This window comes from Pseudomonas sp. HAR-UPW-AIA-41 (genome assembly GCF_002304225.1).
Classification (GTDB): Bacteria; Pseudomonadota; Gammaproteobacteria; order Pseudomonadales; family Pseudomonadaceae; genus Aquipseudomonas.
Genome location: NZ_NSLB01000020.1, coordinates 1 through 15,514 on the forward strand (window position 1 = coordinate 1; position 15,514 = coordinate 15,514).

Annotated in this window: 12 protein-coding genes, 1 tRNA gene and 1 pseudogene; all 14 read left to right on the plus strand. The window is 58.1% G+C overall.

Features of this window, described 5'->3' with window-relative positions:
* Positions 1 to 98, plus strand: a pseudogene (locus CK486_RS17520) (elongation factor Tu); the annotation flags it as partial.
* 56 nt (positions 99 to 154) lie between these two features.
* Positions 155 to 230, plus strand: a tRNA-Trp gene (locus CK486_RS17525).
* Between the two features lie 47 nt (positions 231 to 277).
* On the plus strand, positions 278 to 646 hold the full coding sequence (gene secE / locus CK486_RS17530) for a preprotein translocase subunit SecE (protein ID WP_095941589.1): 369 nt from the start codon (positions 278 to 280) through the stop codon (positions 644 to 646).
* A 9-nt stretch (positions 647 to 655) separates the two neighbouring features.
* Positions 656 to 1,189 carry a transcription termination/antitermination protein NusG gene (nusG, locus tag CK486_RS17535; protein WP_095941590.1) on the plus strand — a complete coding sequence of 178 codons (534 nt, stop codon included), beginning with the start codon at positions 656 to 658 and terminating at the stop codon, positions 1,187 to 1,189.
* A 116-nt stretch (positions 1,190 to 1,305) separates the two neighbouring features.
* Positions 1,306 to 1,737, plus strand: a complete 432-nt coding sequence (rplK, locus tag CK486_RS17540) for a 50S ribosomal protein L11 (protein ID WP_095941591.1) — start codon at positions 1,306 to 1,308, stop codon at positions 1,735 to 1,737.
* On the plus strand, positions 1,737 to 2,432 hold the full coding sequence (gene rplA, locus CK486_RS17545; RefSeq protein WP_095941592.1) for a 50S ribosomal protein L1: 696 nt from the start codon (positions 1,737 to 1,739) through the stop codon (positions 2,430 to 2,432). The genes rplK and rplA overlap by 1 nt, the downstream gene beginning before the upstream one ends.
* Before the next feature lie 196 nt (positions 2,433 to 2,628).
* The gene (rplJ, locus tag CK486_RS17550) at positions 2,629 to 3,129 is read left to right on the plus strand and encodes a 50S ribosomal protein L10 (RefSeq protein ID WP_095941593.1); all 501 of its coding nucleotides are present in this window, start codon (positions 2,629 to 2,631) and stop codon (positions 3,127 to 3,129) included.
* Between the two features lie 82 nt (positions 3,130 to 3,211).
* Complete coding sequence (gene rplL, locus CK486_RS17555) at positions 3,212 to 3,580, plus strand: 50S ribosomal protein L7/L12 (RefSeq protein WP_095941594.1); 369 nt, start codon at positions 3,212 to 3,214, stop codon at positions 3,578 to 3,580.
* Between the two features lie 218 nt (positions 3,581 to 3,798).
* Positions 3,799 to 7,872, plus strand: a complete 4,074-nt coding sequence (gene rpoB / locus CK486_RS17560; RefSeq protein ID WP_095941595.1) for a DNA-directed RNA polymerase subunit beta — start codon at positions 3,799 to 3,801, stop codon at positions 7,870 to 7,872.
* Positions 7,873 to 7,937: 65 nt separating this feature from the next.
* A complete protein-coding gene (rpoC, locus tag CK486_RS17565) occupies positions 7,938 to 12,137 on the plus strand; it encodes a DNA-directed RNA polymerase subunit beta' (RefSeq protein ID WP_095941596.1) in 4,200 nt (1,399 codons plus the stop codon).
* Between the two features lie 136 nt (positions 12,138 to 12,273).
* Positions 12,274 to 12,645, plus strand: coding sequence for a 30S ribosomal protein S12 (gene rpsL / locus CK486_RS17570; protein WP_021217014.1), 372 nt, complete (start codon positions 12,274 to 12,276; stop codon positions 12,643 to 12,645).
* Positions 12,646 to 12,745: 100 nt separating this feature from the next.
* Entirely contained in the window at positions 12,746 to 13,216 is a 471-nt protein-coding gene (gene rpsG / locus CK486_RS17575) for a 30S ribosomal protein S7 (protein ID WP_095941597.1), read from the plus strand.
* Between the two features lie 30 nt (positions 13,217 to 13,246).
* A complete protein-coding gene (gene fusA, locus CK486_RS17580) occupies positions 13,247 to 15,376 on the plus strand; it encodes an elongation factor G (protein ID WP_095941598.1) in 2,130 nt (709 codons plus the stop codon).
* A 30-nt stretch (positions 15,377 to 15,406) separates the two neighbouring features.
* Positions 15,407 to 15,514 (plus strand): GTP-binding protein (locus CK486_RS17585; protein WP_236699086.1); only part of this gene is annotated, 108 nt, incomplete at its 3' end.

Genomic DNA, 15,514 nt, shown 5'->3' on the forward strand with positions numbered 1-15,514 from the left:
TGATCAAGCCGATCGCCATGGAAGATGGTCTGCGCTTCGCGATTCGCGAAGGCGGCCGTACCGTTGGTGCCGGCGTGGTTGCCAAGGTCATCGAGTAATAATCGGTTGATCTTGTCCTGTCAGGCCGGCATAATGGTCGGCCTGACTTCGTTACAGGCCAGTAGCTCAATTGGCAGAGCGGCGGTCTCCAAAACCGCAGGTTGGGGGTTCGATTCCCTCCTGGCCTGCCAGATTTCACTTTGTGGATCTGGCGTTTCTTGTACAGGATTTATTGCAGATGAGTGCCAAGGCTGAAGCCAAAGATGGTCGCTTCGATGCGCTGAAGTGGGTGGTTGTTACTGCTTTGGTGGCTGCTGGTGTTGCGGGTAATCAATATTTCTCCGCGTCGCCGATTCTGTATCGCGTACTTGCTCTGGTTGCGCTAGCGGCTGTTGCGGGCTTTGTGGCTCTGCAGACGGTCAAGGGTGCGGCTTTCTTGCAGTTGGCGAAAGAAGCGCGGACAGAAATCCGCAAGGTTGTGTGGCCTACTCGTCAGGAAACCACGCAGACCACTCTGGTTGTAGTGGCTGTTGTTCTGGTGATGTCGCTCCTGCTGTGGGGGCTTGACTCCCTGCTGGGGTGGCTCGTTTCTATGATCGTAGACTAAGGGTGTCCCGTGGCTAAGCGTTGGTATGTTGTGCATGCTTACTCGGGCTACGAGAAGCATGTAATGCGCTCTTTGGTTGAGCGTGTGAAGCTGGCCGGAATGGAAGATCAGTTCGGCGAGATTCTGGTTCCCACTGAAGAAGTGGTTGAAATGCGCAATGGCCAGAAGCGCAAGAGCGAGCGCAAGTTCTTTCCTGGCTACGTGCTTGTTCAGATGGAAATGAATGAGGGCACTTGGCACCTCATCAAAGATACTCCTCGTGTGATGGGCTTCATTGGTGGTACGGCTGATAAGCCGGCCCCGATCACCGAGAAAGAGGCTGAGGCGATCCTGCGTCGCGTTGCTGACAGTGGCGACAAGCCGAAGCCGAAAACACTGTTTGAGCCGGGTGAGACTGTCCGTGTGGTGGATGGTCCGTTCGCTGACTTCAATGGTGTGGTTGAAGAAGTTAACTACGAAAAGAGTCGCATCCAGGTGGCTGTGCTCATTTTCGGTCGCTCCACTCCGGTGGAGTTGGAATTCAGTCAGGTCGAAAAGGTCTGATCGAACGAAAGGCCCCATTACCCCGCAGCCAGTGGTTGCGGGGTTTTGTCGTCACTGGGGCAAATGCTAGCAAGCGGGGAGCCTTTTGGCGTTCGAACCCGATACTGGAGTTTTAAATGGCTAAGAAGATTCAGGCTTATATCAAGCTGCAAGTGAAGGCCGGCCAGGCCAACCCGTCGCCGCCCGTTGGTCCCGCTCTGGGTCAGCACGGTGTGAACATCATGGAATTCTGCAAGGCGTTCAACGCCAAGACTCAGGGTATGGAACCTGGTCTGCCGACTCCAGTGATCATCACTGTTTACAGTGACCGTAGCTTCACTTTCGAAACCAAGAGCACCCCTGCTTCCGTACTGCTGAAAAAAGCAGCCGGTATCAGCAGCGGTTCGTCTCGCCCGAACACCCAGAAAGTCGGCACTGTTACCCGTGCTCAGCTGGAAGAGATCGCTAAGGCCAAGCAGGCTGATCTGACTGCCGCTGACCTGGATGCAGCCGTGCGTACCATCGCCGGTTCTGCTCGTAGCATGGGCCTGAACGTGGAGGGTGTGTAATGGCTAAGCTGACCAAGCGCCAGAAGGCAATTGCCGAGAAAGTTGAAGCCGGCAAGCAGTACGGTTTCGAAGACGCCGCCAAACTGTTGGCGGAACTGTCGACCATCAAGTTCAAAGAGTCCGTAGACGTTTCGATCAACCTCGGTGTTGATCCGCGTAAATCCGACCAGGTTGTACGTGGCGCTACCGTGCTGCCGAATGGCACCGGTAAAGACGTTCGCGTTGCCGTGTTCACTCAGGGGCCGGGCGTTGAAGCTGCTCTGGCTGCTGGTGCTGACAAAGTCGGTATGGATGATCTGGCTGCCGAAATGAAAGCAGGCGATCTGAACTATGACGTGGTCATTGCCTCTCCGGACGCCATGCGCGTAGTCGGTCAGCTGGGTCAGGTGCTGGGTCCGCGTGGCCTGATGCCGAACCCGAAGGTCGGTACCGTAACTCCGGACGTTGCGACTGCTGTGAAGAATGCCAAGGCTGGTCAGGTACGTTTCCGTACTGACAAGAACGGCATCATTCACGCTTCCGTTGGCAAGGTTGATTTCGAGCCGGCCAAACTGAAGCAGAACGTCGAAGCTCTGCTGTCCGATCTGAAGCGCCTGAAACCGTCGGCTGCCAAGGGTGTTTACGTCAAGCGCGTAACCCTGAGCACCACCATGGGCCCGGGTCTGCAGATCGATCAGGCTTCTCTGGAAGCCTAAGTGATACGGGGCGAAGGCTAGCCTTCGCCCCAACTATTGGGGTCCCTGCCTGGCGGGGGCTATCCAAGACCGTAGGCGGCGCAAGCCTTAAACCTAAAGCCTACGCAGATGGTGCTCCCGATTCGTTTACCGAATCAGACACCAAAACGCCGTCGAGCCTCGGCTTGACGAAACGGTAACATCCAGGAGTAAACCCGTGGCAATTAAACTCGAAGACAAGAAGGCCATCGTCGCTGAAGTCAACGAGGCTGCCAAAGCCGGTCTGTCCGCTGTTGTGGCTGATGCCCGCGGCGTGACTGTCGGCGCAATGACCGGACTCCGTAAAGAGGCCCGCGAAGCTGGCGTGTACGTGAAAGTTGTACGTAACACCCTGCTCAAGCGCGCCGTTGAAGGCACTCAGTTTGAAGTCCTCAACGACGTGTTCAAAGGCCCGACCCTGATCGCTTTCTCCAACGAACATCCGGGCGCTGCCGCTCGTATCTTCAAGGAGTTCGCCAAGGGTCAGGAAAAGTTCGAGATCAAGGCAGCTGCGTTCGAGGGTCAATACCTCGCAGCTAATCAGATCGACGTACTGGCAACTCTGCCGACCTACAACGAAGCCGTTGCACAGCTGATGAGCGTTATTCAAGGCGCTACCAGCAAGCTGGCTCGTACTCTGGCGGCTATTCGCGACCAGAAAGAAGGCGCTGCTGCCTAATTCAGGCACGTCGTCCCTTTCAACGTTATTTGTTTAATTTGATGGCCGCGAAGGCTGTCACCCCAATACAGGAATTAGAGTCATGGCTCTGACCAACGAAGACATCATCAACGCCGTATCCGAAATGTCCGTCATGCAGATCGTTGAACTGATCAAGGCGATGGAAGAGAAGTTCGGCGTTACCGCCGCTGCTGCTGTTGCAGCTGGCCCGGCTGCTGCTGCCGCTGTAGTTGAAGAACAAACCGAGTTCAACGTTGTTCTGGCTGAAGCCGGCGACAAGAAAGTTAACGTGATCAAGGTTGTTCGTGAACTGACCGGTCTGGGTCTGAAAGAAGCCAAGGAGAAGGTAGACACCGCTCCTCAGGTCGTAGCTGAAGGTCTGACCAAAGAAGCTGCAGAAGACGCCAAGAAGAAGCTGGAAGAAGCTGGCGCCAAAGTCGAGCTCAAGTAAGCGACGACCTTGCGTCTACAGCCCAAGCGTTAAGCGACAGGCTGATGGCTGGTGGCAATTGCCACCGGCCTTTTTCCGTTCTAGGCCGCTGTTGATAACGCGGCGGTCTGGACGGAACTCCACCCGACGAGGTGGCGCAAACCAAGGGGTTTGCACGATTTTCTGGTCACTCCCTCCGGAGGGGCCAAATAAGCAGGTGACCAAGCTGGGGAACGCTGATGGCTTACTCATATACTGAGAAAAAACGTATCCGCAAGGACTTTAGCAAGTTGCCGGACGTCATGGATGTGCCTTACCTCCTGGCCATCCAGCTGGACTCCTATCGCGAATTCCTGCAGGCGGGTGCCAGCAAGGAATCGCTTCGTGACGTAGGCCTGCATGCGGCCTTCAAGTCGGTTTTCCCGATCATCAGCTACTCCGGCAACGCCGCTCTCGAGTACGTCGGTTATCGCCTGGGTGAGCCGGCCTTTGATGTGAAAGAGTGTGTGCTGCGTGGCGTGACCTTCGCCGTGCCGCTGCGGGTAAAAGTCCGTCTGATCATTTTTGATCGTGAATCGTCGAACAAGGCGATCAAGGACATCAAAGAGCAAGAAGTGTACATGGGCGAAATTCCGCTCATGACCGAAAACGGTACCTTCATCATCAACGGTACCGAGCGTGTGATTGTTTCCCAGCTGCACCGCTCCCCGGGTGTGTTCTTCGACCACGATCGTGGCAAGACCCACAGTTCCGGCAAGCTGCTGTACTCCGCGCGTATCATTCCTTACCGTGGCTCCTGGCTGGACTTCGAGTTCGATCCGAAGGACTGCGTGTTCGTTCGTATCGACCGTCGCCGCAAGCTGCCGGCCTCTGTACTGCTGCGCGCTTTGGGCTACAGCACTGAAGAAGTGCTGGACAGCTTCTATGCCACCAACGTATTCCACCTGAACGGTGAAGGCATCAGCTTGGAGCTGGTTCCGCAGCGTCTGCGTGGTGAAATCGCCGCCTTCGACATCAAGGATGACAAGGGCAAGGTTATCGTTGAGCAGGGCCGTCGTATCACTGCCCGCCACATCAACCAGCTGGAAAAGGCCGGTATCAAGCAACTCGACGTCAGCGTCGAGTACATGCTGGGCCGTACCACTGCCAAAGCCATCATTCACCCGGCTACTGGCGAGATTCTGGTTGAGTGCAACACCGAGCTGACCGCTGACCTGCTGGCCAAGCTGGCCAAGGCTCAGGTTGTGCGTGTGGAAACCCTCTACACAAACGACATCGACTGTGGTCCGTTCATTTCCGACACCCTGAAGATCGACTCCACCAGCAACCAACTGGAAGCGCTGGTCGAGATCTATCGCATGATGCGTCCCGGCGAGCCGCCAACCAAGGAAGCTGCCGAAACCCTGTTCAACAACCTGTTCTTCAGCGCTGAGCGTTACGATCTGTCCGCTGTCGGCCGCATGAAGTTCAACCGTCGTATCGGTCGCACCGAGATCGAAGGTTCGGGCGTACTGAACAAGGACGACATCGTTGCGGTTCTGAAGACTCTCGTCGACATCCGTAACGGCAAGGGTATTGTCGACGACATCGACCACCTGGGTAACCGTCGCGTGCGTTGCGTTGGCGAGATGGCCGAGAACCAGTTCCGTGTTGGTCTGGTGCGCGTTGAGCGTGCGGTCAAGGAACGTCTGTCGATGGCCGAAAGCGAAGGCCTGATGCCGCAGGACCTGATCAACGCCAAGCCGGTGGCTGCCGCGATCAAGGAGTTCTTCGGTTCCAGCCAGCTGTCGCAGTTCATGGACCAGAACAACCCGCTCTCCGAGATCACCCACAAGCGCCGCGTTTCCGCACTCGGCCCAGGCGGTCTGACCCGTGAGCGCGCCGGCTTCGAAGTCCGTGACGTACACCCGACCCACTATGGCCGCGTGTGCCCGATCGAGACCCCTGAAGGTCCGAACATCGGTCTGATCAACTCTCTGGCAACCTACGCCCGCACCAACCAGTACGGCTTCCTGGAAAGCCCGTACCGTGTGGTCAAGGCTGGTCTGGTTACCGACGAGATCGTGTTCCTGTCCGCCATCGAAGAAGCCGATCACGTGATCGCTCAGGCTTCTGCGACCATGAACGATAAGGGCATGCTGGTCGATGAGCTGGTAGCCGTCCGTCACCTGAACGAATTCACCGTTAAGGCGCCGGAAGACGTCACCCTGATGGACGTTTCGCCGAAGCAGGTCGTTTCTGTCGCTGCCTCGCTGATTCCGTTCCTCGAGCACGACGACGCCAACCGTGCACTCATGGGCTCCAACATGCAGCGTCAGGCTGTGCCGACCCTGCGCGCCGACAAGCCGCTGGTAGGTACCGGCATGGAGCGCAACGTTGCGCGTGACTCCGGTGTCTGCGTCGTGGCCCGCCGTGGCGGTGTGATCGACTCCGTCGACGCCAGCCGTATCGTGGTTCGCGTAGCCAACGATGAAGTCGAAACCGGCGAAGCGGGTGTCGACATCTACAACCTGACCAAGTACACCCGTTCCAACCAGAACACCTGCATCAACCAGCGTCCGCTGGTGCAGAAGGGTGACGTGGTTGCGCGTGGCGACATCATGGCCGACGGTCCGTCCACCGACATGGGTGAACTGGCGCTGGGTCAGAACATGCGCGTTGCGTTCATGCCATGGAACGGCTTCAACTTCGAAGACTCCATCTGTCTGTCGGAGCGTGTGGTTCAGGAAGACCGTTTCACCACGATCCACATTCAGGAACTGACCTGTGTGGCCCGTGACACCAAGCTTGGCCCAGAGGAAATCACCGCGGACATCCCGAACGTGGGTGAGGCTGCGCTGAACAAGCTGGACGAAGCCGGTATCGTTTACGTCGGCGCTGAAGTCATGGCTGGCGACATTCTGGTCGGTAAGGTCACCCCGAAAGGCGAGACCCAGCTGACTCCGGAAGAGAAGCTGCTGCGTGCGATCTTCGGTGAGAAGGCGTCCGATGTTAAGGACACTTCCCTGCGCGTGCCAACTGGCACCAAGGGTACCGTTATCGACGTGCAGGTCTTCACCCGTGACGGCGTGGAGCGCGACTCGCGCGCCCTGTCCATCGAGAAGATGCAGCTCGACGAGATCCGCAAGGACCTCAACGAAGAGTTCCGTATCGTCGAAGGTGCAACCTTCGAGCGTCTGCGTTTCGCTCTGGTTGGTGCCAAGGCTGAAGGCGGTGCTGGTCTGAAGAAAGGCGCCGTGATCACCGACGAGTACCTCGACGGTCTGGAGCACAGCCAGTGGTTCAAGCTGCGCATGGCCGAAGACGCGCTGAACGAGCAGCTGGAGAAGGCCCAGGCCTACATCTCCGACCGCCGTCAGCTGCTCGACGACAAGTTCGAAGACAAGAAGCGCAAGCTGCAGCAGGGCGATGACCTGGCGCCGGGCGTGCTGAAGATCGTCAAGGTTTACCTCGCGATCAAGCGCCGCATCCAGCCGGGCGACAAGATGGCCGGTCGTCACGGTAACAAGGGTGTGGTCTCGGTGATCATGCCGGTTGAAGACATGCCGTACGACGAAACCGGTACTCCGGTCGACATCGTGCTCAACCCGCTGGGTGTACCGTCGCGTATGAACGTCGGTCAGATCCTCGAAACCCACCTGGGCCTGGCGGCCAAGGGGCTGGGCGAGAAGATCAACCGCATGCTGGAAGAACAGCGCAAGCTCGCCGAGCTGCGCAAGTTCCTCAATGAGATCTACAACGAAATCGGTGGCCGCACCGAGAGCATCGATTCGCTCTCCGACCAGGAAGTACTGGAGCTGGCGAACAACCTGCGCAAGGGTGTGCCGATGGCCACTCCGGTGTTCGACGGTGCCAAGGAAACCGAGATCAAGGCCATGCTCAAACTGGCAGACATGCCGGAGAGCGGTCAGATGCAGCTGTTCGACGGTCGTACCGGCAATGCTTTCGAGCGCCGCACCACCGTTGGCTACATGTACATGCTGAAGCTGAACCACCTGGTCGATGACAAGATGCACGCACGTTCCACCGGCTCTTACAGCCTGGTTACCCAGCAGCCGCTGGGTGGTAAGGCGCAGTTCGGTGGCCAGCGTTTCGGGGAGATGGAGGTCTGGGCACTGGAAGCCTATGGCGCCGCCTACACCCTGCAGGAAATGCTGACCGTGAAGTCGGACGACGTGAACGGCCGGACCAAGATGTACAAGAACATCGTGGACGGCGATCACCGTATGGAAGCCGGCATGCCGGAATCCTTCAACGTGCTGATCAAAGAAATCCGTTCGCTCGGTATCGACATCGAACTGGAAACCGAATAACACGTGACGCCCCACGCTGCGCCCGGTCAAGGCCGGTCGCAGCGGGTCCGTGAGGAGGAAAGGCCTTGAAAGACTTGCTGAATCTGCTGAAAAACCAGGGTCAAATCGAAGAGTTCGATGCCATCCGTATTGGTCTGGCCTCGCCCGAGATGATCCGTTCCTGGTCCTTCGGTGAAGTAAAAAAACCGGAAACCATCAACTACCGTACCTTCAAGCCTGAGCGCGATGGTCTGTTCTGCGCCAAGATCTTTGGCCCGGTCAAGGACTACGAGTGCCTGTGCGGCAAGTACAAGCGCCTCAAGCACCGCGGTGTGATCTGCGAGAAGTGCGGCGTGGAAGTGGCTCTGGCCAAAGTGCGTCGTGAGCGCATGGGCCACATCGAGCTGGCTTCGCCGGTCGCCCACATCTGGTTCCTGAAGTCGCTGCCGTCCCGTATCGGCCTGCTGCTGGACATGACCCTGCGTGACATCGAGCGCGTGCTCTATTTCGAGAGCTACGTGGTGATCGACCCGGGCATGACCACCCTGGAAAAGGGCCAGCTGCTGAACGACGAGCAGTATTTCGAAGCCCTGGAAGAGTTCGGTGACGACTTTGATGCGCGCATGGGCGCCGAAGCCGTTTACGAGCTGCTGGGTGCCATCGACCTGGATCACGAGATTGGCCGCCTGCGTGAAGAAATTCCGCAAACCAACTCGGAAACCAAGATCAAGAAGCTGTCCAAGCGCCTGAAGCTGATGGAAGCCTTCCAGGGCTCCGGCAACCGTCCTGAGTGGATGGTTCTGACCGTTCTGCCGGTTCTGCCGCCGGATCTGCGTCCGCTGGTTCCACTGGATGGTGGCCGCTTCGCGACTTCGGATCTGAACGATCTGTACCGCCGCGTGATCAACCGTAACAACCGTCTGAAGCGTCTGCTCGACCTGGCCGCTCCGGACATCATCGTGCGCAACGAAAAGCGCATGCTGCAGGAAGCTGTCGACGCCCTGCTCGACAACGGCCGTCGCGGTCGCGCCATCACTGGCTCGAACAAGCGTCCGCTGAAGTCCTTGGCCGACATGATCAAAGGTAAGCAGGGTCGCTTCCGTCAGAACCTGCTTGGTAAGCGCGTGGACTACTCCGGTCGTTCGGTTATTACCGTAGGTCCAACCCTGCGTCTGCACCAGTGCGGTCTGCCGAAGAAAATGGCGCTTGAGCTGTTCAAGCCGTTCATTTTCGGCAAGCTGGAAACCCGCGGCATGGCTACCACCATCAAGGCGGCCAAGAAGATGGTCGAGCGCGAGCTGCCCGAGGTTTGGGACGTTCTCGCCGAAGTCATCCGCGAACATCCCGTACTGCTCAACCGTGCTCCGACCCTGCACCGTCTGGGCATCCAGGCGTTCGAGCCGGTACTGATCGAAGGTAAAGCCATCCAGCTGCACCCGCTGGTCTGCGCCGCGTACAACGCCGACTTCGACGGTGACCAGATGGCCGTGCACGTTCCGCTGACCCTCGAGGCTCAGCTGGAAGCGCGCGCGCTGATGATGTCGACCAACAACATCCTGTCGCCTGCCAACGGCGAGCCGATCATCGTTCCTTCTCAGGACGTGGTACTGGGTCTGTATTACATGACCCGCGAGGCCGTTAACGCCAAGGGCGAAGGCCGCGTATTTGCCGACCTGCAGGAAGTTGACCGTGTGTTCCGCGCCGGCGAAGCCGCGCTGCACGCCCGCGTCAAGGTCCGCGTCAACGAAGTGGTCAACGAGAAGGACGGTTCGGTTACCCGCCGTACCCGTATCGTCGATACCACCGTTGGCCGTGCACTGCTGTTCCAGATCGTGCCGGCAGGTCTGCCTTTCGACGTGGTCAACCAGTCGATGAAGAAGAAGGCGATCTCCAAGCTGATCAACCAGTGCTACCGCACTGTCGGCCTGAAAGACACCGTGATCTTCGCCGACCAGCTGATGTACACCGGTTTCGCCTACTCGACCATCTCCGGTGTGTCGATCGGCGTGAACGACTTCGTCATTCCGGACGAGAAGGCACGCATCATCGATGCGGCTACCGCCGAAGTGAAGGAAATCGAATCGCAGTACGCTTCCGGTCTGGTTACCCAGGGTGAGAAGTACAACAAGGTGATCGACCTGTGGTCGAAGGCCAACGACGAAGTCTCCAAGGCGATGATGTCCAACCTCTCGAAAGAGAAGGTGGTCGACCGAGAAGGCAAGACTGTCGATCAGGAGTCCTTCAACTCCATGTACATGATGGCGGACTCCGGTGCTCGTGGTAGCGCCGCCCAGATCCGTCAGCTGGCCGGTATGCGTGGTCTGATGGCCAAGCCGGACGGCTCCATCATCGAGACGCCGATCACAGCGAACTTCCGTGAAGGTCTGAACGTACTGCAGTACTTCATCTCCACTCACGGTGCTCGTAAGGGTCTGGCGGATACCGCACTGAAGACCGCGAACTCCGGTTACCTGACCCGTCGTCTGGTTGACGTTGCGCAGGATCTGGTGGTGACCGAGATCGATTGCGGCACCGAGCATGGTCTACTGATGACGCCGCACATCGAAGGCGGTGACGTGGTTGAGCCGCTCGGTGAGCGCGTACTGGGTCGCGTCATTGCCAAGGACGTGTTCAAGCCGGGCACTGACGAAGTCATCGTGCCGGCCGGCACTCTGGTGGACGAGCAGTGGGTCGAGTTCATCGAGCGCAACAGCATCGACGAAGTCATCGTGCGCTCGCCGATCAGCTGTGAAACCCGCTATGGCATCTGCTCCAAGTGCTACGGTCGTGATCTGGCCCGTGGGCATCAGGTCAACATCGGTGAGGCGGTCGGTGTTATCGCTGCCCAGTCGATCGGTGAGCCGGGTACCCAGCTGACCATGCGTACGTTCCACATCGGTGGTGCCGCCAGCCGTACCTCGGCTGCCGACAGCGTCCAGGTGAAGAATGGCGGTGTGATTCGTCTGCACAACCTGAAGCACGTTGAGCGTGCCGATGGCTCTCTGGTTGCGGTTTCCCGTTCCGGCGAGCTGGCCGTGGCTGACGACTTCGGTCGTGAGCGCGAGCGCTACAAGCTGCCTTACGGTGCTGTCATTTCCGTTAAGGAAGGTGACAAGGTTGATGCTGGCGCCATCGTCGCCAAGTGGGACCCGCACACCCACCCGATCATCACCGAGATGACCGGTACCGTGACCTTCGTGGGCATGGAAGAGGGCATCACCATCAAGCGTCAGACCGACGAACTGACCGGTCTGACCAACATCGAAGTTCTGGACGCCAAAGATCGTCCGGCTGCTGGCAAGGACATCCGTCCGGCCGTGAAGCTGGTCGATGCCAATGGCAAGGAGCTGCTGCTGCCGGGTACTGACGTACCGGCCCAGTACTTCCTGCCGGCCAACGCCCTGGTCAACCTGACCGACGGTGCCAAGGTGGGCGTGGGTGATGTGGTTGCGCGTATTCCGCAGGAAACCTCGAAGACCCGCGACATCACCGGTGGTCTGCCGCGCGTTGCTGACCTGTTCGAAGCCCGTCGTCCGAAGGAAGCTTCGATTCTGGCAGAAATCAGCGGCACCATTTCGTTCGGTAAGGAGACCAAGGGCAAGCGCCGTCTGGTCATCACTCCGACCGATGGCAGTGACCCGTACGAAGAGCTGATTCCGAAGTGGCGTCACCTGAACGTCTTCGAAGGCGAACAAGTGAACCGCGGCGAAGTGATCTCCGACGGTCCGAGCGATCCGCACGACATCCTGCGTCTGCTGGGCGTCAGCGCGCTGGCCAAGTACATCGTCAACGAGATTCAGGACGTTTACCGTCTGCAGGGCGTGAAGATCAACGACAAGCACATCGAGACCATCCTGCGTCAGATGCTGCGTAAGGTTGAGATCACCGAGTCCGGCGATTCCAGCTTCATCAAGGGCGACCAGATGGAACTGACTCACGTCCTCGGCGAGAACGAGCGTCTGGCGGCGGATGACAAGTTCATCGCCAAGTTTGACCGCGTGCTGCTGGGTATCACCAAGGCCTCGCTGTCGACCGAGTCGTTCATTTCGGCTGCTTCCTTCCAGGAAACCACCCGCGTTCTTACCGAAGCGGCGGTTACCGGCAAGCGTGACTATCTGCGCGGCCTGAAGGAAAACGTCGTAGTGGGTCGTCTGATTCCGGCCGGTACCGGTCTGGCGTATCACAGCGAGCGCAAGCGCAAGCGTGATGCCGACAAGCCGGTGCGCGTAAGCGCCAGTGAGGTGGAAGCCGCACTGACTGAGGCGCTGAACTCCAGCGCCAGCTAAGAAATAGCAAAGCCCCGGTTCCCGGGGCTTTGCCTTGACGGGGATTTGCAAGGTCTTTAGACTCTTGTACCCCGAAATTTGGCAGGGTTTTGCCCTGCCATTTTGTTTATGTCGAAAGACAACAGTGGAGCTATAGATGGCAACTATCAACCAGCTGGTACGCCAGCCGCGCAAGCGTATCGTCGAGAAATCCGACGTTCCTGCGCTGCAGAACTGCCCGCAGCGTCGTGGCGTGTGCACCCGTGTGTACACCACTACGCCGAAAAAACCGAACTCGGCACTGCGTAAAGTATGCCGCGTACGCCTGACCAACGGTTTTGAAGTCACCTCCTACATCGGTGGTGAAGGTCACAACCTGCAGGAACACAGTGTCGTGCTGATCCGTGGCGGTCGTGTAAAAGACCTTCCGGGTGTGCGTTACCACACTGTTCGCGGTTCGCTGGATACCACCGGCGTTAAAGACCGTAAGCAGGGTCGTTCGAAGTACGGTACCAAGCGTCCGAAGTGATTCGGCGCCAATCTTATTTATTGAGTCGATAAGAGTAAGGTCGGGCGTGACCAGTTGTCATAGTCCCGGGCTAACCTGAAGACCGTTTGAGGGCTTATCAATGCCAAGACGTCGTGTAGCAGCAAAGCGTGAGATTCTGGACGATCCGAAATACGGAAGCCTGATCCTCGCCAAATTCATGAACCACGTGATGGAAAGCGGCAAGAAGGCTGTGGCCGAGCGCATCGTTTACGGTGCTCTGGACGCAGTTAAAGCGCGCAAGAACAGCGATCCCCTGGAGATCTTCGAGAAAGCTCTCGACGCCATCGCTCCGCTGGTCGAAGTTAAGTCCCGCCGTGTAGGCGGTGCTACTTACCAGGTTCCGGTCGAAGTTCGTCCGTCCCGTCGTAATGCTCTGGCCATGCGTTGGCTGGTGGACTTCGCCCGCAAGCGTGGCGAGAAGTCCATGGCTCTGCGCCTCGCTGGCGAGCTGCTGGATGCTGCTGAAGGCAAAGGCGCTGCTGTCAAGAAGCGTGAAGACGTGCATCGTATGGCCGAGGCCAACAAGGCGTTCTCGCACTACCGCTTCTAATTACGGCTTACCTACTTTTGCGAGGGCTTTATGGCTCGTACTACAGCAATTAACCGCTACCGGAACATCGGTATCTGTGCCCACGTTGACGCGGGCAAGACCACCACGACCGAGCGGATCCTGTTCTACACAGGTCTCAGCCACAAGATGGGTGAGGTACACGACGGCGCTGCTACCACCGACTGGATGGTGCAGGAGCAGGAGCGTGGTATTACCATCACCTCCGCTGCGATCACTACCTTCTGGGAAGGTTCGCGCGGTCAGTACGACAAGTACCGTGTAAACGTTATCGATACCCCCGGTCACGTTGACTTCACCATCGAAGTAGAGCGCTCCCTGCGCGTACTCGACGGCGCGGTCGTTGTGTTCTGTGGTACTTCCGGCGTTGAGCCGCAGTCCGAAACCGTATGGCGTCAGGCCAACAAGTACGGTGTTCCGCGTATCGTTTACGTGAACAAGATGGACCGTGCCGGTGCTGACTTCCTGCGCGTTGTTGGTCAGATCAAAAACCGTCTGGGTCACACCCCTGTTCCGGTTCAGCTGGCTATCGGTGCTGAAGATGACTTCGAAGGTCAGATCGACCTGATGAAGATGAAGGCCATCTACTGGAACGAAGACGACAAGGGCACCAGCTATCGCGAGGAAGAGATTCCGGCGCATCTGGTCGACCTGGCCAACGAGTGGCGCAACAACATGGTTGAGGCAGCCGCCGAAGCCAACGAAGAGCTGATGAACAAGTACCTGGAAGAGGGTGAGCTGTCGATCGAAGAGATCAAGGCCGGCCTCCGTGCTCGTACCATCGCTTGCGAAATCGTTCCGGCTGTTTGCGGTTCCTCCTTCAAGAACAAGGGCGTGCCTCTGGTTCTCGACGCAGTGATCGACTTCCTGCCTGCTCCGACCGAAATTCCTGCCATCAAGGGCATCCATCCGGATAGCACTGATGACAACGAAATCGTTGACGAGCGTCCGGCTGACGACAACGCCCCGTTCTCGGCGCTGGCGTTCAAGATCGCGACCGACCCGTTCGTTGGTACTCTGACCTTCGTTCGCGTCTACTCGGGTGTTCTGGAGTCTGGTAGCTCTGTTATCAACTCCGTGAAGGGCAAGAAAGAGCGCGTTGGTCGTATGGTGCAGATGCACGCCAACCAGCGTGACGAGATCAAAGAAGTGCGCGCTGGCGACATCGCGGCTCTGATCGGCATGAAGGACGTCACCACTGGTGACACCCTGTGCGACAGCGACAAGCCGATCATCCTCGAGCGCATGGACTTCCCGGAGCCGGTTATTTCGGTGGCTGTTGAGCCGAAAACCAAGGCTGACCAGGAGAAGATGGGTATTGCTCTGGGCAAGCTGGCTCAGGAAGACCCGTCGTTCCGCGTCAAGACTGACGAAGAAACCGGTCAGACCATCATCTCCGGTATGGGTGAGCTGCACCTCGACATCCTTGTTGACCGTATGAAGCGCGAGTTCGGCGTTGAGGCCAACATCGGTAAGCCGCAGGTTTCCTACCGTGAAACCATCACCGGCGTTAACGTCGAGATCGAAGGCAAGTTCGTTCGTCAGTCTGGTGGTCGTGGTCAGTTCGGTCACTGCTGGATCCGCTTCTCTGCTGCCGATGTGGACGAGAAGGGCAACATCACCGAAGGTCTGGTGTTTGCCAACGAAGTTGTGGGTGGTGTGGTTCCGAAGGAATACATCCCGGCTATCCAGAAGGGTATCGAAGAGCAGATGAAGAACGGCGTTGTTGCCGGCTATCCGCTCATCGGCCTGAAGGCGACCGTGTTCGATGGTTCCTACCACGACGTCGACTCCAACGAGATGGCGTTCAAGATCGCTGCCTCCATGGCAACCAAGCAGCTGGCCCAGAAGGGTGGCGGCAAGGTGCTGGAGCCGATCATGAAAGTGGAAGTGGTAACTCCCGAGGACTACATGGGTGACGTGATGGGTGACCTGAACCGTCGTCGTGGTCTGATCCAGGGTATGGAAGACACGGTTTCCGGTAAGGTGATCCGTGCTGAAGTTCCGCTGGGCGAGATGTTCGGTTACGCAACCGACGTTCGCTCCATGTCTCAGGGTCGCGCCAGCTACTCCATGGAATTCTCCAAGTACGCCGAAGCGCCGTCGAACATCGTCGAAGCGCTGGTTAAAAAACAAGGCTAATCCCGCCCTTTAAGTAAGAGGTTTACTGTCGTGGCTAAGGAAAAATTTGAACGTAACAAACCGCACGTCAACGTCGGCACTATCGGTCACGTTGACCACGGTAAAACCACTCTGACCGCTGCTCTGACCCGCGTGTGC

Bases quoted from the DNA above. Each gene is read 5' to 3' on its own strand.
- rpsG (WP_095941597.1), top strand. From the start codon at position 12,746: ATGCCAAGACGTCGTGTAGCAGCAAAGCGTGAGATTCTGGACGATCCG.
- rplK (WP_095941591.1), top strand. From the start codon at position 1,306: ATGGCTAAGAAGATTCAGGCTTATATCAAGCTGCAAGTGAAGGCCGGC.
- secE (WP_095941589.1), top strand. From the start codon at position 278: ATGAGTGCCAAGGCTGAAGCCAAAGATGGTCGCTTCGATGCGCTGAAG.
- rpsL (WP_021217014.1), top strand. From the start codon at position 12,274: ATGGCAACTATCAACCAGCTGGTACGCCAGCCGCGCAAGCGTATCGTC.
- fusA (WP_095941598.1), top strand. From the start codon at position 13,247: ATGGCTCGTACTACAGCAATTAACCGCTACCGGAACATCGGTATCTGT.
- rpoB (WP_095941595.1), top strand. From the start codon at position 3,799: ATGGCTTACTCATATACTGAGAAAAAACGTATCCGCAAGGACTTTAGC.
- rplA (WP_095941592.1), top strand. From the start codon at position 1,737: ATGGCTAAGCTGACCAAGCGCCAGAAGGCAATTGCCGAGAAAGTTGAA.
- rplL (WP_095941594.1), top strand. From the start codon at position 3,212: ATGGCTCTGACCAACGAAGACATCATCAACGCCGTATCCGAAATGTCC.